Here is a 21,929-nt window from a genome sequence, read left to right on the forward strand (position 1 = left end):
TCAGCTCCTGGAGTCGGTGAGGCGGTAGTCGGTGAGACGGAAGCGGTTGCGCAGGGTGCCGATACCGGGGATCTCGGTCTCGACGAGATCGCCGTCGGCGAGGAAGACCGGCGGGGTCATGCCCGAGCCCACGCCACCGGGGGTGCCGGTGAGCACGATGTCGCCGGGGCGCAGGACCGTGAAGGTGGAGACGTAGGCGAGCAGGTCGGCGGCGTCGAACACCAGCGTGCTCGTGTTTCCGCGCTGCCGCTCGACGCCGTCGACCCGGCAGATCACCTCGACGCCCGCGACCGGGTCGAGCTCGTCGGGCGTGACGACCACCGGGCCGAGGGGAGTCGTACGGTCCCACGCCTTGCCCTGGAACCACTGCAGCGTGCGCTTCTGCCAGTCGCGCACGCTGATGTCGTTGGCGACCGTGTATCCGGCGATGGCCCGTTCGGATGTGTTCCGGTCCGCGTTCCGGATCCGGGCACCGACCACGACCGCGAGTTCCGCCTCCCAGTCCACGTCGAGGCCGGGCGGCAGGACCAGGTCGTCGTCGGGGCCGGTGAGCGTGTCGGCGTACTTGGCGAAGAGCGTGGGGTGGGCGGGAAGTTCGCGTCCCATTTCGGTTATGTGGTCCGCGTAGTTGAGGCCGCAGCAGATCACCTTGCGGGGCGAGGGCAGCGGCAACACGGGGGTGGCGCCGGGGAGTTCGGCCCCGGCGAGATCCGCGATGCGGTCGGTCGCCGTGGTCGCCAGCAGTGCCGAGAGGTCGTCGGCCGGCAGCGCCCGCCAGCGGTCGCCGTCGAGCACGGCGGCCGTGGTGCGGCCTCCGTGGGTCACGGTGGCGAGCTTCATGGGCGTTCTCCCTCGGGGTGATGGCGGCGGGCGCAGCGACCGGGGTGGTCGGGATGTCCGGGGTGCGTTATAGCGAGATTTTCACGACCGTCGAAAACAGTCAATAGATGAGTTACGCTGCTTGCGTCGCCCCGTCCGATCCCCCCGAGGAGGAACCCCTCAATGACTCCGATCCCGGTGAACCCGCCCTCGCTCCCCGCGCCGAGCGGCTACTCGCACGGCACGCTGAGCGGCAACACGCTCTATCTGGGCGGACAGACGGCCCTGGACGCGGACATGCGGATCGTCCCCGGGGGCATCGTCGAGCAGTTCCGGCAGGCGTTCGGCAACGTGCTCACCACGTTGCGGGCGGCCGGCGGTGTCCCCGAGGACCTGGTGAGCCTGACGATCTACCTCACCGACATCCCCGACTACCAGGCGCACGGCAAGGAGATCGGGAAGGTCTGGCGCGAGCTCGCGGGGCCGGTCTATCCGGCGATGGCCGGGATCGGCACGACGGCGCTTTGGCAGCCGGAGGCGATGATCGAGATCCTGGGGGTCGCGGTGATCCCGGACGAGCGGCTCATCCGGGCGGAGGGCCGGGACGACTCCAGGGCGTGACGGATCGCAGTGGCCGTGGCGGTGGGGTTGGTCGGGCTGGTCCGGCCGAGGGTGCGATTACCCCGCTACCCCGCGCGGGTCTATCGGTGCTGAAGGCGCCGGGGTGGCGGGTTCTCCCATCGAGCTCAAGTCGGTGCCCCGGGAGTCAGCCCGCGGTGGTGTTGTAGTTGACGATTCGCTCCACGATGAGGGCGACCGCACCGGCCAGTGGACTGTCCGCCCCCTTGCTCGCCACGTCGGGCAGCCGGTGTGCCTCCTCCTCGGCGACTGCCACCATGCCCCAGAACGCGTTGTAGCCCGACGGATCCGACGGCTTGTCGGTGGCCGCCCGGACGGTCATGTTGCCGTCCCCTTCGACCACGGCCAGCGCGCCCATCTGCCGGAGGGTGTCGGGGTTCCGCTCCTCGGCGGCCACGACGCTCCAACCCGCGACCTCTGCATGGCGCAGTGCGGCGAGGAGACTGCCGGTACTGCCCGCGCCGGAGACAACGATGTCGGGCAGGACAAGGGCCACCGGCCCCTGCGTCATCGGGAGGGCGGACCGGATCGCGCCGTCGAGATCCGGTTCGAGCGAATGGTCCTGGTAGACGAAGACCAGCTGAAAGGTCTCGGCGTACCGCGCGAGATAACTCACCGTGTCCAGCTTGTGTGCCCCGAACACGACGACCAGGCGCACGTTGAGTCCGCTCTTGGCCAGCTCGACAACGGTCTCCAGGCTGCGGTCCAGCACGGTGACCCCGGGAGCCAGGCAGTGCAGCTCCTTCGAGTAGGGCGCCCCGAAACGCGTCGCGAACCCGGCGCAGGGCAAGATGATCGAAACGTCAGGAACGGGCACGGACGAACTATGCATGGAGTGGCTCTCAGACTGTGTCACCGACGACGGCTCCATGTGAGAGGGAGCGAACGTTGATCGACGAGAGTGTCCCCAAGGTGCCCGCTGGGTATTCGCCGTTGCCGAACTCGGGCGGAGCCCGACGCTTCCAAGTCCGGTACGACGGCGCCGACTTGCGTGTGCACCCGGGCGAGGACGAGGCGTCGCGGGTACCGGCTCCCGGTGTTCGAGGACCACTGCCGCGTTGAGGATCACGCGACGTACACTGCTGCCGCCGACCCCTCGCCGTCGACGTGAACCGCTCGAAACCGGGGCGGGCACCGGCCGGGACGCACCGGAAGACCGAGCGAAAGAGGACGCGGAATGCGGGTGCTGTTGTCCACGTACGGGACGCGGGGCGATGTCGAACCGCTGGTGGCACTCGCCGTGCGGCTGCGGGAGCGCGGCGTGGAGGTGCGGATGTGCGCCCCGCCTGACGAGGAGTTCGCGCGGCGGCTGGCAGGTCTCGGGGTGCAACTTGTGCCGGTCGGGCCACCGGTACGGGCGTTGATGAGCGGGTCGACGCTGCCGTCGGCGGCGGATCTGGCCCGGTACCGGTCCGAGATGCTCGACGCGCAGTTCGAGATCTTCCCGGCGGCGCTCGACGGATGTGACGCGCTGGTGGCGGCGGGCCTGGCGCAGATCGCCGCGCGGTCCGTGGCCGAGGCCGCGGGCGTCCGCTACGTGTACACGAGCTATTCGGCGGTCAACCTGCCGTCGCCGTACCACGCGCCGCCACCGCGGCCGGGCTGGCCGGAGCCGGAGGCGCACGACAATCCGACGCTGTGGGAGCTGGACGTCGGCCAGGTGAACGCGCAGTTCGCCGAGCCGCTCAACGGCCACCGGGCGCTTCTCGGTCTGCCGCCGGTGGACAACGTCCGTGATCACGTCTTCACCGACCGGCCGTGGCTGGCGGCGGACCCGGTCCTGGGACCGTGGCGGAAGACCCCGGGCCTCGACGTGACGCAGACGGGCGCGTGGACGCTGCCGGACGAACGCCCGCTGCCGGCCGACCTGTTGACGTTCCTGGACGCGGGCGCGCCGCCGGTCTACGTGGGTTTCGGCAGCGTGCGCCCGTCCCCGGACATCGCCCGCAGGGCCGTCGAGGCGATCCGCGCACAGGATCACCGCGTACTCGTCTCCCGCGGCTGGGCGGATCTGGACCTGGGCGACGACCGTGACGACTGCCTCGCCATCGGCGAGGTCAGCCATCAGCTGCTGTTCGAGAGGGTGGCCGCGGTGGTCCACCACGGCGGTGCGGGCACGACGCTGACGGCCGCCCGGGCGGGTGCGCCGCAAGTGGTGGTGCCTCTCCAGTTGGCGGACAACCCCTACTGGGCCGGCCAGGTGGCAGCCCTGGATCTCGGGGCGGCACTCGACAGTCCGGCGCCGACGACCGAGTCCTTGAACGTCGCGTTCAAGACGGCCCTGGCACCGGAGACACGGGCCCGGGCCAGGGCTCTGGGCAGCAGGATCCGCACCGATGGAGCGGCGGTGGCCGCGAACCTGCTGCTCGACGCCATCCGCTGAGCGAGGCAGGCCCGGGACGCACCCTGTCACTGCCGCGGTGGTCCGCTGCTAGCGTTCCGGCGCATGGAAGACAGCGTGTACGTGGGTAATGCGGGCAAAGACGCGGCACTGGACCGGGGGTGGCTGCTCGGCCACTTCAAAGAGGAAGGCAGTCCTCTCCACAGCGATGCTGTGGAGGTCAAATGGGGCGTACACCCGCGTGGCGACCAGCGGGCGCAGTGGGTGAAGGGCGAAGTGCGCGCGGCTCTCCTGGTCCTGATCTCAGGTCGCTTCCGTATGGAGTTCCCCGGTCGAAGCGTGCTGTTGGAAGAACAGGGCGACTATGTCGTCTGGGGCCAGGGAGTGGACCACTCCTGGACCGCGGAGGACGAGTCCGTGGTACTGACCGTGCGCTGGCCTTCCGTGCCTGGATACGCCGTACCGCAGGAGGAAGAGCGGACGAGTTCGCCCGCCGGAACATGAGGCCTTCTTTGCCCGTAATGGCGTTTCGCCGCACTCCGGGGGAAAACGTGCGACGTTGTGGAGCCTTTATTCCTATATGGGAGTTTCATGGGACTCTTTTTCGCTGTGGGTGTTCTGTGAGGTGTTGCGGAATGTCGAGTATTGACATGTCCTGAGCCTGTGATCGATGATTACGGCTGTGTCACGGAGCTCCGGAAGGGAATCCGAGTGAGCAGGAAAACGACGTGACCAGGTAATTGGCCGACGATTTCGGGAATCGAATTATCGAATCACCGGGCCGCTTTCGGCCGCCTCACCCCGTGGACCGACCCCTTCATCCCACCGGCCTTGCGCTCCGCTCCCACGACGCCCGCTCGACGGCGAGCGCGTCCTTTCCGGCCCGTCGGCAGTCCGGTGATCCCGGCCTGTCGCGCTCGATGTCACCCCCGCCCCATATCGTTGGGAAGGCCAGGTATCGCCGGTGCACAACACCCCCCACCCTGTCCCCACTCCACGCGCGTCCACCGGAACGGCCACCGGCGGCACCGAGTCGGCGCCCCGCGTCCGACCGGCCTCCTTCGCCCAGCGGCGACTGTGGTTCCTGGCCCAACTCCCGGGCGCGAACGCCGCGTACAACGAGACGATCGCCTTCTCCCTGACCGGCCCGCTCGACGTCGACCTGCTGTCCCGAGCCTTCGACGAGCTGACCGACCGTCATGAGACGCTGCGCACAAGGCTGGTGGCCACCGAAGGGGAGGTGCACCAGCACATCGACCCACCGGGCGGCGGATTCGCCCTGACCTTCGAGGACCTCACCGGGGCCGATGACCCCGAGGCGCGCGTCGAAGCCCGCCAACTCGACGAGGAACAACGGCCGTTCGACCTCGACACCGGCCCCCTCGGACGCGGACGCCTCCTCGCCCTGGGACCGGACCGCCACGTCCTCCTGCTGACGTTCCATCACAGCATCTACGACGGCGTCTCGATGAACGTCATGATGGACGAACTCGGCAAGCTCTACGAGGCGTTCGCGGCCGGTGCCCCGAACCCGCTGCCCCCGCTCACGGTGCAGTTCGCCGACCACACGCAGACCCGGGAACAAGCCGTCCTCGACGGTGGGCTCGCCGCCCAGGAGGACTACTGGCGCCGCGCGCTGCGCGACGCGCCGCCCGTCCTGGACCTGCCCACCGACCGGCCACGGCCGACGGAACAGCAATACGGGGGCGGCCGGGCCGAGTTCAGCCTCGACGCCGAGGTCACCGCCGGTCTCCGCGGCCTCGCGAGACAGCACGGTGCCACCCCCTTCGTGGCCGTGCTGGCCGGCTGGGCGATTCTCCTGTCGCGGCTCTCCGGGCAGGAGGACATCGTTGTCGGAAGCCCCTTCGCCAACCGGCGCGGCCCGGGCGCGGCCGGTCTCATCGGCTTCCTCGTCAACTCCCTCCCGTTGCGCATCGATCTGTCCGGTTCCCTCACCGTGTCCGAGGCCCTCGCCCGCACCCGCGCCGTCGTGCGCGAGGCACTCGCCCACCAGAACCTGCCGTTCGAGCGCATCGTCGAGCTGGTCAACCCGCCGCGCAGCGCCTCCCGCACCCCGCTGTTCCAGACCATGCTGGCCTGGGTGCCCGAACGGCGGGACCTGCTGCACCTGCCCGGAGTGGACGCCCAGCCGCTGCCGATCGCCCACGCCCCGGCCAAGTTCGACCTCGCCGTCTCGGCGACCGAGTCCGACGGCCGCATCACCGGGTACCTGGACTACGCGACAGCCCTCCTCGACCACACCACCGCCGAGCGCTGGGCCGGCCATCTGCGGAACCTGCTCACCGACATGGCCCACCACCCCGAACGGGACGTCCGCGCCCTGGAGTTGATGGCCCCTCAGGAACGCCTGCGCGAGCTGCTCGACGGCGACGCCACGCGGTCGGAGACCTCCGGGCCCGCTCCGCACGCGGCCTCCGGACTCGTCGAGCTCTTCGAGACCCAGGTCCGCGAGCGCCCGACCCGCACCGCCGTCGTCGACCGCGACAGCTCGCTGGACTACGCGGCCCTGGACCGCCGCGCCAACCACCTCGCGCACGCCCTCGTCGCCCGTTCCGTCCGCCCCGGCGACGTCGTCGGCCTCCACGCGAAGCGGTCCTGTGACCTGGCCGTCGGCATCCTGGGCATCCTCAAGGCGGGCGCCGCCTACCTCCCGCTCGACCCGGGCCAGCCCGCCGAACGCCTCGCGAACATGGTCGAGGACGCGGCCTGCCCCGTCGTCCTGAGCGATCACGACAGCGCCGAACGCGCCCCGGAATGGCTCGACTTGAGGGCTGTGGAAGCCGAGGGGGCAACCCGCCACGAACCGCCCGCAGGCATCGATCCCGCACCGGACCGGCTCGCCTACGTGATCTTCACCTCCGGATCCACGGGACGGCCCAAGGGCGTCGCCGTGGAGCACCGCAGCGTCCTCAACCTCTTCGCCACCTGGTACGCCCGCATGGGCACCGCCCCCGGCGAGGTCGGCTCCGCCTGGTCCAGCATCGGCTTCGACGCCTCGATCCACGAACTGCTGCTGCCCCTGACCACCGGCGGCGAACTGCACATCGTCCCCGAGGAGTTGCGCGGCGACCCCGATGAGCTGCTGGCATGGATGCGCGAACACGCCGTGACCCAGGCTTTCCTGCCACCCGCCTACGTCAAGTGGATCGACGAGGACCCGGCCGTACGCCTGCGCGGACTCCAACTGCGCACGCTGCTCACGGGAGTTGAGTCGCTCACCGAAGCCGCCCTGCACCGCATGACACAGCACCTCCCCGGCCTGCGGATCTGCTTCGGCTACGGCCCCACCGAGGCGACCCTCTACAGCACCGCGTACTACGACCCCCGCCCGCTGGACCGGCCCTGCCCCATCGGCCGCCCGCTGCCCGGCACCCGTATGTACCTCCTCGACGGCCGCATGGAACCTGTCCCGCCCGGCGTGGTGGGAGAGGTGTACCTCGGCGGAGCCTCGCTGGCCCGCGGCTATCTGGGCCGCCCGGACCTCACCAAGGAACGCTTCCTGCCCGACCCGTTCGAGCCCGGCGAGCGGATCTACCGCACCGGTGACCTCGCCCGGCGCCTGCCCGACGGCCAGGCGCACTACATGGGACGCGCCGACGACCAGGTCAAACTCCGCGGCTTCCGGATCGAACCCGCCGAGGTCGAGGCCGCGCTCATGGCGCTGCCCGGCGTCCGCGAAGCCGCCGTCCTCGTCGACCACGACGCGAGCGGCCAGCCCCGCCTGCTCGCCGGCATCGGCCGCGGCACCGCACCGGCCCGCACCACCCACGACTGGCGCACCGCCCTCGCCCGCCGCCTGCCCGACTACATGATCCCCGCCGTCTTCCTCGACCTCGACACCCTCCCGCTCAACCGCAGCGGCAAGCTCGACCGACCCCAACTCCTGCGCCTGGCCCAGGAGTCGACCTCCACCCAGGTCAACACCGCCAGCCCGCGCGACCACATAGAGCACGGCCTGTACCGCATATGGCAGCGCATCCTGCTCCACCCCGACATAGGCGTCAGCGACAACTTCTTCGAGATCGGCGGCACTTCGCTCTCCGCCATCAAGATGGCCCACGCCGTCACCGAGACGTTCGGCCGCCGTCTGCCGGTGGGCGAGGTGATGACCCGCCCCACCATCGAGTCACTGGCCGCGCTGCTGCGCGAGGACGGCACAGCCGACGCCCCCGGCAGCCTCATCGAGTTCCGCCCCGGCACCGGCCCGCGCGTCGTCTGCGTCCACCCCGCCGGCGGCACCGCCTTCTGCTACCTCCCCCTGGCCACCCTCCTCCCCGACAGCGTCGGCCTGTACGGCATCCAGTCCCCGGGAGTGAACCCCGACGAGGACCTCCTCCCGAGTGTGGAGGCCATGGCCGAGGAGTACCTCCGACTGATCCGACCCGACAGCGCATCACCCCTGGTCCTGACCGGCCTGTCCTACGGCGGCCTCGTCGCCCACGAGATGGGACGCCTGCTGGCCCGCGCCGGACACCGGGCCGTCAGCGTCGTGCTCCTCGACACCCAGGCCACCGACGACGCATCCGCACGCTCGGAGATCGGCGCCGTCGACGCGGCCGAGTTCCGCGACAAACTCGTGAGGTTCAACGGGATGTACCCCGGCATCGACGACGCCCAGGTCGACCGCTACTTCCACCTCTACAACCACAACCGCCTCACCGCCCGCGAGCACCTCCCGGCGGCCTCCCCGGCACGCGTCGTTCTCGCCCAGGCCGTACCGGACGGCGACGACACCCCCTTTCACGCCGAGGTCCGTGACTTCTGGCGCCGCCGCGCCGAGGGCGACTACCGCGTCGAGACGATGGAATGCGACCACTGGGAGATCCTGGAGGGCGTTGGAGCCGCTCAGGTCGGCACCCTGCTCGCCGCCGAACTCGCCCACCACGGCGCCCAGTTGGCTCTGCCGATACGGGAGGCGTGATGGACCTCCGCCATGCCCACAGAGTTTCCCCGGGCCCTACGCGGTCCGTCTCCCTCGCCGAGGCCGTACTGGGCCAGGCTCGCCGCACTCCCACCGCCATCGCCGTCGAGGACGGCAACCGGGTGCTCGACTACGCGGAACTCGAACGAGCCAGCGCTCGGGTGGCAACGCGCCTGCACGCGGCCGGAGTTCGCCCCGGCCACGCGGTCGCCGTACACCTGCCCCGCTCCTGGCAACTGGTCTGCGTCATGCTCGGCATCCGCCGCGCCGGAGCCACCGTCGTCCCCCTCGACCGACTCAGCCCACCCGACCGGCAACGGCACATCCTCGACGACTCGGGCGCCGTCGCCGTAGTCCACGACAGCGGGCACATACCCCAACTGCCGGAGTGCACCGCCGGGTTGGACGCCCACCTGCTCCTGACCGGTGACGGTCCCGTCTCGCCCGCCGTGCCTCCGGGGGAGCCCAGCGACACGGCCGTGGGCTTCGTCTTCTACACCTCCGGGAGTACGGGGAACCCCAAGGGTGTCGAGGTCACCGATGGCGGAGTGCTACGCCTGGCCCGCCCCGGCTACCTCGACCTACGGCCCGGCGCACGCTTCGCCAGCCTGGCCAACCCCGCCTTCGACGCGTTGAGTTTCGAGGTGTGGGTTCCCCTCCTGACCGGCGGCGTCTGCGTCGTACTCGACGACGAAGAGGTGCACAGTGCGCCCCGGTTCGCCAGGGTGCTCAGCGAGCGCCGCGTCGACACGCTGTTCATCACAACGGCCTTGTTCAACGCGGTGGTTGAGCAGGTACCCGACTGCTTCGCCGGCCTCGGACAGATACTCGTCGGCGGTGAACAGCTCAACGCGCGCATCGTCCGCCGCTGGTACGAGACCAACTCCGCGTCCCGCACCGTCCTGCACAACGTGTACGGGCCGACGGAGGCGACGACCTTCGCCCTCTGCGGCCCCATCCCACGCGACTTCGCCGGCGACACCATCCCGATCGGCACCCCGCTCCCCGGTACCGCCATACTGCTCCGCACTGAGGACGACCGCGTAGCCGAGCCGGGCGAAGTCGCCGAACTGCTGCTGTCCGGCCCGGCGTTGGCCCTCGGCTACCGCAACCTCCCGGAACAGACGGAGCGGGGCTTCGTACGGCTGCCGCACGAGGACGACGGCGAACGCCGCTGGTACCGCACCGGCGACCTCGTACGCCAGGACGGCGAAGGCCGGATCACCTACGTCGGCCGGGCCGACCGCCAGGTCAAGGTGCGCGGCTTCCGCATAGAACCGGGCGAGGTGGAGCGGCAGATCCTGGCCCAACCCGCCGTCCGCCAGGCTTACATAGGCACCCGACGCGACGCGGCGGACCGCAGCGAACTGCTCGCCTTCCTCGTCCTGGGCGACGAACTCTCGTACGACACCTACGACCGTCACCTCGCCGCCGCCCTGCCCTCGTACATGCGCCCTCACCACACCTACCTCGTCGCCGAGTTGCCGCGAAACGCCAACGGCAAGGTCGACCAGGCTGCCCTTCTGCGCGACGCCGGGACCCCGTGGCGCGGTGCGCAGGAGAGCGACGTGCCCGTGAGCGCCGAGCAGCGGCGGGTGCTGGAGGTCGCCGAGGACATCCTCGCCGTCAACGGCCTTCGCCCCGGTGACCGTTGGGCCGCGAGCGGCGGTGACTCGCTGAAGGCGCTGCGCTTCCGCTTCGAGATCCTCGACCGTTTCGCCGTCGACCTGCCGCACGACCTCGTCCTGCGGGCCGACTTCGCCGCCCTCGCCGACGCCGTACACGCCCCGGAGACGGCGGCGGGAGAACACCCGCCCGTGCCCGCCCCCTCCGCCGAACCGACCGCACCGGCCACCAGCGAGCAGGAACGCCTCTGGCTCCTGCATCAACGCGAGCCCGAAAACCGTTCCTACGACGTGCCGTTGGCCTTCCGCGTCGAGGGCCGCGCCGACGCGGAGGCCCTGCACCGCGCCGTGCGCACGCTGGTGGAACGGCATGTTGCCCTGCGCACCCGGCTGGTCCCCACGCCGGACGGGCTGCTCCAAGAGGCCAGCGATCCGTACGACCCTTGGCAACGTCTCGAAGCCCGTCCCGGGGAGCAGTGGCAGGACACCGCCGACCGGTTCTTCGACCACCGCTTCGACCTCGGCGACGCCCGGATGCTGCGGGCTGCCTGGGTGGCACAGGCCGACGGCGGGCTGCTCCTGCTGCACCTGCACCATGTCGCCGTGGACGGCTGGTCGCTCAACCTCCTTCTCCGCGACCTGACCGACGCCTGTGCTGCCCAGGGTGCCCGGCCGAACTCCGCCCTCACCCCCCTGGACTTCGCCCGCTGGCAACGGAGTTGGCACACGAGCCCTACCTACGAGGACCGCCGCGCCCGGCTGCGCTCCCACTACGGCCATGACGGGGAACCGTCACCCGCGCTGCCGGCCCCCGAGGTGCCCCGAGCCCGCCTGCTGCGCACCTCGCTCGACCTGGTCCGCCGTAGCGCGCTGGACCGACGCGCCGCACAACTCGGCCTGACGCGGTTCCAGTTGCTGGTGTCCGCGTTCGCCGCGAGCCTGTACGGCGTGACGGGTCAGGGGCGTCCGCTGGTCGCCACGCCGGTGGTGAACCGGCCCCGCCCCGAATTCGCGGACACGGTCGGCATGTTCGCCAACACCGTCCTCCTGGACCTGCCGTTGGAGCCGCACCGCTCACTCGACGCTCAGCTCTCGGCCCACTCCGACGCCGTGCGCACCGTGCTCCAGGACCAGGAGGTCGCCCTCGCCGACCTCCTCGCGGACCCCGCCTTCCGCGAACGAACTCCCTTGTTCGACTACCTCTTCGTCCTGGAGAACACCGACTTCTCGGCACTGCGCCTGGACGGTTGCGACGTGCGGCCGCTGTGGCCCGAGCCGCTGGGTGCCAAGTGCGCCCTGACGCTGTCGGTGGTGGAGCACGCGGCCGGGTTCGACTGCCTGTGGGAGTACCGCGACGACATCGGCGCCGAACGCGCCCAGGCCGCGGCCCGTCTCTTCCGCCAGACCCTCGACCACCTGATCGGCGACACGGACACCGACATCACCCTGCACGAATTGGTCGCCGACTACCGCCGCACCCTGCCCGACCACGGCCAAGGCCCCACGCGGGCACCGGACTTCACCACAGTCGCCGACGGCTTCGCCAGCCAGGCGGCCCGCACCCCGCACGCCCCGGCCGTCACCACCGGCGAGACCACCCTCACCTATGCCGAACTCGACGCACAGGCAGCCGAGTTGGCGCCCGCACTAGGCACCCGCCTCCCGGCCGATCCCGCCGCCCCGGCCGCCGTGGCGCTCTACCTCCAGCCTTCCGTCGAGCATGTCGTGGCGCTTCTGGCGGCGGCCCGCCTCAACCTCACCGTCGTACCCCTCGACCCCGCGTACCCGCCACCCTTGCTACAGCATGTGCTCGACCAGGCAGACCCGTTGTGCGTACTCGTGACCCCCGAGGACGAACACCTCCTCGCCGCGATCGCACCACCGTCCCTGCCCCGGCACGTCCTCACCCTCGCCGACACCCCCGCCGCGGTACCCCAACTGCCCACGCATCAGGGGCTGCGCCCGCTCTACACCCTGTTCACGTCCGGCTCCACCGGCACCCCGAAAGGCGTCCAGGTCCCCGACCGGACCCTGTGCAATCTGCTGACCTGGCAGCGCACCGACGGCGGCCTGAACGGGCCCGCCGTCACCCAGCAGTTCTCCATGCTCTCCTTCGACGTCTCCTTCCAGGAGATCTTCACGACCCTGTGCTCCGGCGGCCTGCTGCGCCTGGTGGAACCCGGCTGGCGGCACGATGTCCCCTCCCTGCTGCGAGAGTTGGAGACCGGGGGAGCGGAGCGGATCTTCCTGCCATATGTCGCGCTGCAACTCCTCGCCGAACATGGAGTACGCACCGGGCAGTTCCCGTCCAGGCTGCGCGAAGTCGTCACCGCTGGCGAGCAGTTGGTGTGCACCGACGCGATCCGCCGCTGGTTCGCCCGACTGCCGGACGCCCGGCTGTTCAACCACTACGGCCCCACCGAGACCCACGTCGTCAGCGGCCTGTGCCTCGACGGCGACCCCGCCGACTGGCCGCTGCGCCCCGCGATCGGGCGTCCGGTGGCCAACGCCGTCCTGCGCGTCGTCGACGAGGGCGGTCTCCCCGTCCCGCCCGGCGTCACCGGCGAGTTGCTGATCGGCGGTGTCATGGCCAACCGCTGCTACGTCGGCGAAGGTGACGGCGACGACATGCCGAACCGTGACCGCTTCACCGACGACCCGGACCTCGGGACCTTCTACCGCACCGGCGACCTGGCCCGGTTCGACGCGCAGGGTCTGCTGCACTACGCGGGCCGCGACGACAGCCAGGTCAAACTCGGCGGGTTCCGGCTGGAGTTGGGGCAGGTCGAGGCGGCGTTGCTGCAGTATCCCGGTGTGACCCACGCGGTCGCGGCCGTGGAGGGCGGGCAGCTGGTGGCCTGCCTGCAATGCCGGGGCGGCGACCCCGATCCGGCCGAACTCGCGGACCACCTGGCCGGGTTGCTGCCGTCCTACGTGCGCATCAGCCGTTTCCGCCGCCTGACGGAGCTGCCGCGTACGCCCAGCGGCAAGCTGGACCGCCGGGCGGCCTACACCGCGCCGGGCCGTGACCTGCGCTCTGTCGGCATGACCGCCCCGGCCGTCTCACCGCTGGAAGCACGGCTGGCCACGCTGTTCGAGACGGTGACCGGCAAGGCGATCGGTGTGGAACAGCGGTTCTTCGACGCGGGCGCTACCAGCCTGGACCTGATGCGGTTCCAGCTCCGCTGCGCGGGCGAGGGTGAACTCGCCTTCACCGTCCCGGAGTTGTTCGAGCACGTCAGCCTTCGCGCGCTGGCCCGCCTTGTGGAGGGACGCGCAACGGAGGGTGTCGTCGTCCCGCATGCCCCACAGCTGCCCGGGGAGCGGACCGAGGAACCCATCGCCGTCATCGGGATGGCCGTACGACTGCCTGGCGCCCCTGACCTGGCCGCCTTCTGGGACCTGGTGGTCTCCGGCCGCCGGGGCATCGAGCACTTCCCGGCGACGGACGGCCGGGTCGGCGCCCGCAGCCAGTTGGCGGGGATGCTCGCCTTCGACCCGGGCCGCTTCACGATCAGCCCGCACGAGGCCCGGCTGATGGACCCCCAGCAACGGCACCTCCTGATGAACTGCGTCGAGGCGCTCGCCCACGCCGGCATCGGAGACCCGACGGCCGAGCGGGTCGGGCTTCTCGCCGCCTGCGGGGAGAACACCTACTTCCAACGCATGCTGCGCGAGGCGGAGTCGGCCGAACTGCCGGACGCCTTCCGGCTCGCGCTGCACCACGAGAAGGACTTCCTGGCCACCAAGGCCGCCTACCACCTCGGCCTGACCGGCCCCGCCTTCACCGTGCAGTCGGCGTGCTCCAGTTCGCTCGTCGGCGTACACGTCGCCGCCGGGCTGCTGCGGCAGGGCGACGCGGACGTGATGCTCGTCGGCGGTGTCCTCGTCGACACCGAACTGACCGACGGCTACACCTACCGACCGCAGCACATCTTCTCCCCGGACGGCCACTGCCGACCCTTCAGCGCGGACGCCGCCGGCACCGTCGGGGCCAGCGGAACCGGCGTCGTCGTCCTCAAGCCCCTCGCCGCCGCCCGCCGGGACGGGGACACCGTCTACGCCGTCATCACCGGCTCGGGCATCAACAACGACGGCTCGGACAAGCTCAGTTACAGCGCCCCCGCCCTGGCCGGACAGCGCGCCGCGATCCGCACCGCCCTGCACCGCAGCGGCCGTAGCGGCACCGATCTCGGCTATGTGGAGGCACACGGCACCGGGACCCGCCTCGGCGACCCGGTGGAGGCGGCCGCGCTGCGGCAGGCGTACGGACTGGCGGACGACGCGCGCGTGGCGCTGTCCTCGGTGAAGAGCCAGATCGGACACCTGGGCGCCGCCGCGGGAGTCGTGGGAATGGTGCGGGCCGTGCTCGCCGTGCACCACGGGATCGTCCCGCCGACGGCGGACTTCGACCGGCTCAACCCCGAGATCGACGACGGCCCGTTCCGCATACCGGTCGCTGCCGAAGCCTGGCCGCAGGACGGGCCGCGAGTCGCCGCCGTCAGCAGCTTCGGGATCGGCGGGACCAACGCCCACCTGCTCCTCGAACACCCGGATGCGGCCCAAGTCGCGCATACCGTGCAGGAGTTGGTGCCGTGCCTGGTGCTGTCCGGCAGCTCCGAAGCCGCCGTACGCGCGGACGGACGTCGTATCGCCGCCTACCTGAGGGCGCGGCCCGACGCCTATCCGCAGGTGCTGCGCCACCTCCAGGCCGGACGGCCCGCGCTCGGCCACCGGGCGGCGGCGGTCTGCCCGGACGCAGACTCCGCCGTCGCGTGGCTCGAGGCGCTCTCCGACATCACGGCCCCGCACCCGCTGACCGGCAGCCCGACCGAGAACCGGGACCCGCACGCCCTCGCCGAGGCATGGACCGCCGGGCACACCCTCGTATGGCCCGAGGGTTCCGCGTCCGCGCCCTGGGACTTCCCGCCGCCCGCCTTCGACACGGCGGAGTACGACTTCCCGCGTACGCCTGTGTTGGCGCCGCCGACCGGACCGCAGCGGCTGCCCGCCGACCAGTGGCTGCACCAGCCGCAGTGGACGCGGTTGCGCCGCGCCCGCACCGGCGCGCACGAACCGCGCCGCACCGCCGTGGTGGTCACGGATGCGAGGGCCGAGTCGTGGCGGTTCCTGGAGCGGCACTACGCCCGGGTGGTGACCGTGTGCGCCGGGGAGACTTTCGCCCGTCACGACGAGGACCGTTATGAGGCCGATCCCGCCGACCCCGGGCAACTCGCCGCTGTGCTGGAGCGGGTCACCCGTTCCGGCGGCCCCGGCGTCGACTGGCTGCACGCGCTGCCGCTGGCTCTCGACGGCAGCCTCGATGAACACGCCCTGGAAGCTGCCCAGTTGGCCTGCCTCGACACCGTCGCGGCGCTCGCCCGCGCCCTGGCCGACGTACCGGACACCGTACGGCCACGGGCCTGGCTGCTGTCCCACGGGGCGCAACCGGTCACCGGCCCCGTCCGCACCCCTGAGGCGGGCCTGCTCGCCGCCGCTGTCGAAGTACCCCGGCAGGAACTGGGCGTTACCCTGCGCTGGACCGACCTGCCCGGACCCCGCCCGGCCGACTGGGCGGCCCACCTGCCCGACCTCCTCCTGGACGACACGATCACCGAACCGGCGACCGCGCTGCGCGACGGCTTCTGGTGGCAGCGCACACTTCAACCGGTCCCGGTCCTCAACTCCCCGCCACCCGCCGTCCGTTCGGCCGCCCCCGGCACCCACCTGGTGCTCGGCGGCACCGGAGGCATCGGCGCCACCCTGGCCGCACGCCTCCTGGAGCACCCCGGCAACCACGTGGTCCTCGTCGCCAGAGGGACCGAGACACCGCCCGCGCTACGGCCGTACCAGGACCGCGTCACACTGGTACACGCCGACCTCGCAACGGACGAACTGACCACGATTGCCGACCGGTTGGCCCCGCATCTGGACGGCCTCGCCGGCATCGTCCACGCCGCGGGCACGGCCGCCGGAGGACTCCTCGCCCGCCGCGACCCCGCCACCGCCCGCCGCGCCACGGCCGCGAAACTGCGTGGCGCCCTGCTCGTCGAACGGCTCATCGCCGAGCACGATCCCGACTACGCGGCTTACTGTTCGTCAATGGCGGCCCGGTTCGGGGGAGTTGGGCAGTTCGACTACGCGGCGGCCAACGCCTGCCTCGACGCCTACGCCCACCACGCTCCGCCCGGCGACGACGCCACCACCGTCCGTATGAGCATCGGCTGGGACGCCTGGCGGGACGTCGGCATGGCGCAACATGCCCTGACCGCCGACGCCCGCCACCAGGAACACCTCAAGGTGGCGCTCACCCCCGAGGACGGCGCCGCGATCTTCGAACGGGCCCTGCACCTGCAGTTGCCGCACCTGATGGTCAACACCACGCCTTTGACTGAGGCTCGCTACTTCTACGAGCCGGACCCCGACTCCCGACACGAGCCGGTGCCCTCCGCGCACCCCGTGCAGGGCGACCCCACGGCCGAACTCACCGAGATCCTGGTCGACTTGCTCGGCGTGGACACCGTCGACCCGGAGGCCGCGCTGTACGACCTCGGCGCCGACTCGCTCGCCCTGCTGGAACTCATCGACGAGGTGAAACGCCGCTACGGCACCGACATCGACCTGTCCCGGCTGAGCCACCGGGTGAGCCTCACCGAGATCCTCGGCCACCTCGACACCGGCACCCGCGCGTCCGCCGCCGCGGTGGACGTCGAGGTGTGGCAGCGCGGACCGGGTCCGGACGTGCTGTGCCTGGTCCATCCGGTCGGTGGCGACATCCAGGCCTACCGGCCTCTGGTGGCGGCCCTGCCCGACGAGCTGACCGTCTGCCTCATCGCCGACCCGAAACTACGCGACCCGGCTCAGCCCGCCCGCTCGATCGCCGACCGCGCCGCGCACTACCTGGAAGCCGTCCGGGCCGCGTTCCCGGACCCCGACCACCGCCTGAGCCTTGCGGGTTGGTCGTTCGGTGCCTGGACCGCCTTGTCCATGGCGGCACTTGCCGAGGCGGACGGCCGACCCATCGACGCCGTCCATCTCCTCGACCCGCCGCCACCCGGCGCCGGACGACGGCTCGCCGCGTACGACGAACAACAGGTGGACGCCGTCTTCGCCCGCGAGTTGAGCGGCAACGGCGGCGGTGACGGCGGAGAGCTGTCCGAGTCCGGCCGCGCCTACGCCGAACGCCTCGCGCAGTGCTGCCGGACCAACCTCGCCGCCATGGCCGAACACCGGCTGCCGCGACTGCACCGGACGCCCGCCGAGGTATGGCTCGCCCAACGCCCCGTAGAAGAAGGGGTGTTGGCCCCGGAACCGACCGCCCCCGACGCGTGGGACGCCCATCTGACCCGCCCCGTCCGCCTCCACCACGTCGACGCCACCCACTACGAACTGGTCGCGCAACCCCACGTGGAAGCGATTGCTGCCGCGCTAGCAGCGGCCCCACCTCACACCCGAGCTGCCGTCGCCGCCCTGCCCCACCCCGCCGGAAGATCCTGAGGAGGTCACCGTGCGGCAGCCCCGCACCGGTTCCCCCTCACCCCCGCCCCCACCGATGCCCCGGAGGTCCCTCATGGAGGACTACGCACTCAAGGCCGTCGAGCGGATCACCACCCGCCCCGCCGAGCCCTACGACACCCTGTCCGTCGCCCCGATCACCCCGGTGCTGGGCGCCGAGGTCACCGGCCTTGACCTCTCCCAGGAGCTGACACCCCAGCAGGAGAAGGAACTCAAGCACGCGTTCCAGACCCACCACGTGCTCGTCTTCCGCGACCAGGACATCACTCCCGAGGAACACAAGCGGTTCGCGGGCGTCTTCGGCGAACTGCACCCCGTTGCCCTCGCGCCCGAGGGATCGGACCCGTACATCCTGGACATCAAGGCGACCAAGGAGTCCAAGGCCGTGGCCGGCAACGGCTGGCACGCCGACGGGACCGCCGACGCCGAACCCTCCCTCGGTTCGCTGCTGTACATCACCACCGTCCCCGAGGGCGGCAGCGGCGGCGACACCGTCTTCGCCAACATGCACCTCGCCTACGAACTGCTCTCACCGGCGATGCGGACCTTCCTCGAAAGCCTCACCGCCGTCCACGACGGAGCCCTGCCCTGGACCGCCGCCGGACAGACCCCGCCGCCCGAGTACGAGGTGCCGCGCACCGAACAGCCGGTCATCGCGCGCCACCCGGAGACCGACCGCAGGCTCCTCTTCGTCAACGCCCCCTACACCTCGCACATCACCCAGCTGTCCCGCGTCGAGAGCGACGCCCTGCTGGAGATGCTGTACGCGCACATAGCCCGCACTCCGCTGCTGCACTGCCGGGTCCGCTGGCAGGAGCGCACCCTCGTCCTCTGGGACAACCGCAGCGTCCAGCACCACGCCGTCTGGGACTACTTCCCGCACACCCGCGAGGGCCGCCGGGTCGCCGTCAACGGCAGCCGCCTGCATGCCTGACCCGCGTCAGTCCTCGTCCCCGAACGGCAGCGAGTCGAGGTCCCCGGTGAAGTCCACGGCGGTCGGGAACATCAACTCCAGGGCGTCGTCGGGGAGTTCCTGCCGGGCTCCGGGAGCGGCCAGCGTCTGTTCCGTCCAGATGCATTTGCCGGTGGGCGTGTAGCGGGTGCCCCAGCGCTGGGAGAGGGCGGTGACCAGTTGCAGACCGCGACCGCCCTCGTCCGTCTCCGTGGCGCGGCGGATACGGGGCATCGTCAGGCTGCCGTCGAAGACCTCGCAGATCAGTTCGGCGCCGTGCAGGAGGCGCAGGCTGACCGGGCCCTTGGCATGGCGTACGACGTTGCCGACCAGCTCGCTGGCCAGGAGTTCCGTGGTCGGGGTCAGGTCCTCCAGACCCCAGGTGCGCAGCTGCTCCCGGACGTGACGGCGGGCCTGGCCTGCCGCGCGTGGGTCCTGGGGGAGCGGCCAGGAGGCGATCTTGTCGCTGGTCAGGGCGTGCAGGCGGGCGACGAGGAGGGCGGCGTCGTCGGCCGTCGAGTGCTCGGCGGGGAGGAGGCCCGCGGTGAGGGTGTCGCAGAGGTCCTCCAGGTCCGCCTCCGCGCCGGACTCGGACCGGATCGCCGTACTCAGAAGGCGGGCCAGGTCCGCCATGCCCTCGTCCATCTCGCGCTTCGACGACTCCACCAGACCGTCGGTGTAGAGCACGAGGAGACTTCCCTCGGGGACCTTCAACTCGACTGTCTCGAAAGGGGGTTCAGCCGCGCCGAGCGGCGGGTCGGCCGACAGCTGCGGGAAGTGCACGGTGCCGTCCGGGTGGACCACCGCCGGTGGCGGATGACCGGCCCCGGCGATGGAACAGATCTGGGTCGTCGAGTCGTAGAGCGCGTACAGACAGGTCACGTACGACTCCTCGCCCATGCCGGCGACGAGTTCGTTGAGGTGGCTCATGATCTCGTCGGGCGGCAGCTCCAGGTCGGCGAGGGTGTGCAGCGCGGTGCGCAGGCGGCCCATCGTCGCCGCCTCCGGGAGGCCGTGGCCCATGACGTCGCCCACCACGAGGGCCACCTGGCCGCCGGAGAGCGGGATGATGTCGTACCAGTCGCCGCCGACGTCCATGCCCTGGCCCGCGGGAAGGTAGCGGGCGGCCGCGGTGCACGCCGGGAGCTCGGGCAGGGCCCGGGGGAGCAGACTGCGCTGGAGTTCGCGGGACCGGGTGTGCTCGGCGTCGTAGAGCCGGGCTCGTTCCAGGGCCTGGGCGACGAGGGCGCTGATCGTGGTCAGCAGGGTGCGTTCCTCGTCGGTGAGGCGGCGGGCGCGGTCGAAGGCGACGACGCAGACGCCGAAGGTCTTGCCGGACGCGGTCAGCGGGAGGAACGCCCACGCCTCCTTGCCCGCCCGCTCCGGTCTGGCGGCCAGCTCGGGGTAGTGGGCCGCGTACTCCGAGGTCGAGGAGAGGAACATCGGCAGACCGGTCGCGATCACGTCCCAGCCCGGCTCACCGGGTGTCCGGACACGGCCGTCGACGGTGGCCAGGAAGTCGTCCGGGTAACCGTCCGCGCCCACGGTGTGCAGCCGGTCGCCCTCGACGGCCTGCACCAGGAGCCCGGCGGCGGCGAACGGCGGCAGCACGCGGCGGGCGACCGCGGCCACCACGTCCTGCGAGGTCGTCGCCTTGGCGAGGGCGGCCGTCAACTCGCCCATCCGGACCGCCCGTCGGGCCACCGCCAGCTCGGACGCCCGGCGCTCCTCCTCGTGCTGCCGCTTCTCGGTCACGTCGGTGAGGTAGAGGGTGACTCCGTCGGGACCCGGGACCAGCCGCAGGTGGTGACGGCGGCCGGTGCCCTCCAACTGCGCGTCGAAGCCGACGGGCGTCTCCTCGGCTGCGGCCTTCCGGCAGCGGTCCTCCAGACCCGGGACGTTCCGTACGGTGGGCAGCTCCCACAGCAGGCGCCCGAACAGCTCCTCCTCGGAGAGGCCCAGCGTGCGCTCCGCCTCCAGGTTGGCGAAGGTGATCCGCCACTCGTCGTCCACGGCGAGGAAGCCGTCGCTCATGTGGCGCAGGGCCCGGCTGAGCGCGTCCCGGGCGGTGCGGGACTCGTTGCTCTCCCAGCCCACGCCGATCATCCGGAGGGGCTCGCCCTGCTCGTCGTAGGTCGCCCGGCCGCGGGCCTGCGTCCAGCCGTACGTGCCGTCCAGGCGCCGTACCCGGTACTCGGCCTCGAACACGCCGTGCTCGCGGATCGCCCGGTCCACCGCGTCCAGCGTCGGCGCCAGGTCGTCGGGGTGGACGCACGCCATCCAGTTCTCGACCCGGGCCGTGTAGTCCTCGGGCCTGGTGCCGTACAGCTCCAGGGCCGCCTCGTCCCAGATCAGCTCGCCGCCCTGGATGTCCCAGTCCCACGAGCCGACGCTGACCTCCTTCAGCGCCTGGCGAAGCCGGTCACGGTGGCCGCTGAGCTCCGGCTGGAAGGGCCGCGAGGGCGGTGGTGCCTGGCGCATGCGCTCTTCGGTCCAGGCGACCAGGTCCCGCAGGAAGTTCCACTGCCGCGGGGTGGGCTCGCCCTGGTCCCCCATGAGGACCGTGAGCGTGCCGATGCTGCGGTCCCCGCCGGACACCGGTACGGCGGCCAGACCGGTACCGGGCCAGGTCAGATCGCGCCCCGTGGGCGCGGACGACACGGGCTCCCACACCCCGCTGCCCTGGTGCAGGGCCCGGGCCGGGGCCGTCGGGCCCTCCTGGTCGATGATCTCCCACGGGCGGGTGAGGGCGGGCGGCAGACCGGTCGACGACACCAGCCGCAGCGCGGACATCGGGCCGCGCAGATGAATCGCTCCCCCAAGCGCGCCCAGCTCGCCCACCGCGTGCTGCAGTGCCAGCCGGAAGACCTCGCTCTCGGTGACGCCGGGGTCCACGGTGCCGAGCAGGGCCAGACGTGCGTTCATACCGTAAATTTTACCGTTCCCGCCTCACATAACGCGGTGCTGCGCAGGACTCTCACCTTTGACTCCCGCTCTCGCACACGGCTCTCAACAGGCAGCGGTCCAGACCGAGTTGCCCCGGTCGTCCACCCGTGTTCGCTCGGGTGACAATACTCGGCATCCGGGGGAACGGGG

The 21,929-nt window shown here is 71.4% G+C and carries 9 protein-coding genes; 6 read left to right on the forward strand and 3 right to left on the reverse strand.

The annotated features are described in order from the left end of the window. Positions 1–840 (reverse strand): fumarylacetoacetate hydrolase family protein, encoded by an 840-nt coding sequence (locus OO69_RS14795; RefSeq protein WP_033281052.1) that lies wholly within the window; start codon positions 838–840, stop codon positions 1–3. Positions 841–1,002: 162 nt separating this feature from the next. Here OO69_RS14795 and OO69_RS14800 point away from each other — a divergent pair, with 162 nt between their 5' ends. After that, the gene (locus tag OO69_RS14800) at positions 1,003–1,440 is read left to right on the forward strand and encodes a RidA family protein (protein ID WP_033281053.1); all 438 of its coding nucleotides are present in this window, start codon (positions 1,003–1,005) and stop codon (positions 1,438–1,440) included. 145 nt (positions 1,441–1,585) lie between these two features. On the opposite strand, the gene OO69_RS14805 is transcribed toward OO69_RS14800, so the two are convergent. Next, on the reverse strand, positions 1,586–2,275 hold the full coding sequence (locus OO69_RS14805; RefSeq protein ID WP_106971044.1) for a hypothetical protein: 690 nt from the start codon (positions 2,273–2,275) through the stop codon (positions 1,586–1,588). Positions 2,276–2,635: 360 nt separating this feature from the next. On the opposite strand from OO69_RS14805, the gene OO69_RS14810 reads away from it, so the two are divergent. The 5 genes from OO69_RS14810 to OO69_RS14830 all read left to right on the forward strand — a co-directional run bounded on the left by OO69_RS14810 (position 2,636) and on the right by OO69_RS14830 (position 18,815). After that, entirely contained in the window at positions 2,636–3,841 is a 1,206-nt protein-coding gene (locus OO69_RS14810) for a glycosyltransferase (RefSeq protein ID WP_033281055.1), read from the forward strand. A gap of 63 nt (positions 3,842–3,904) precedes the next feature. Further along, positions 3,905–4,303: a hypothetical protein gene (locus OO69_RS14815; protein ID WP_033281056.1), complete on the forward strand. Its 399-nt coding sequence runs from the start codon at positions 3,905–3,907 to the stop codon at positions 4,301–4,303. 460 nt (positions 4,304–4,763) lie between these two features. Then, positions 4,764–8,741: a non-ribosomal peptide synthetase gene (locus OO69_RS14820; protein WP_078652430.1), complete on the forward strand. Its 3,978-nt coding sequence runs from the start codon at positions 4,764–4,766 to the stop codon at positions 8,739–8,741. Next, positions 8,741–17,863, forward strand: coding sequence for a non-ribosomal peptide synthetase (locus OO69_RS14825; protein ID WP_033281057.1), 9,123 nt, complete (start codon positions 8,741–8,743; stop codon positions 17,861–17,863). Before OO69_RS14820 ends, OO69_RS14825 begins: the two co-directional genes overlap by 1 nt. Positions 17,864–17,936: 73 nt before the next feature. Next, complete coding sequence (locus OO69_RS14830) at positions 17,937–18,815, forward strand: TauD/TfdA dioxygenase family protein (RefSeq protein ID WP_033281058.1); 879 nt, start codon at positions 17,937–17,939, stop codon at positions 18,813–18,815. A gap of 6 nt (positions 18,816–18,821) precedes the next feature. Here the strand turns inward: OO69_RS14830 and OO69_RS14835 are convergent, their stop codons facing one another. After that, positions 18,822–21,758 (reverse strand): SpoIIE family protein phosphatase, encoded by a 2,937-nt coding sequence (locus OO69_RS14835; protein WP_033281059.1) that lies wholly within the window; start codon positions 21,756–21,758, stop codon positions 18,822–18,824. Positions 21,759–21,929: the final 171 nt, after the last annotated feature.

The organism is Streptomyces sp. NRRL F-525, from assembly GCF_000716605.1.
GTDB lineage: Bacteria > Actinomycetota > Actinomycetes > Streptomycetales > Streptomycetaceae > Streptomyces.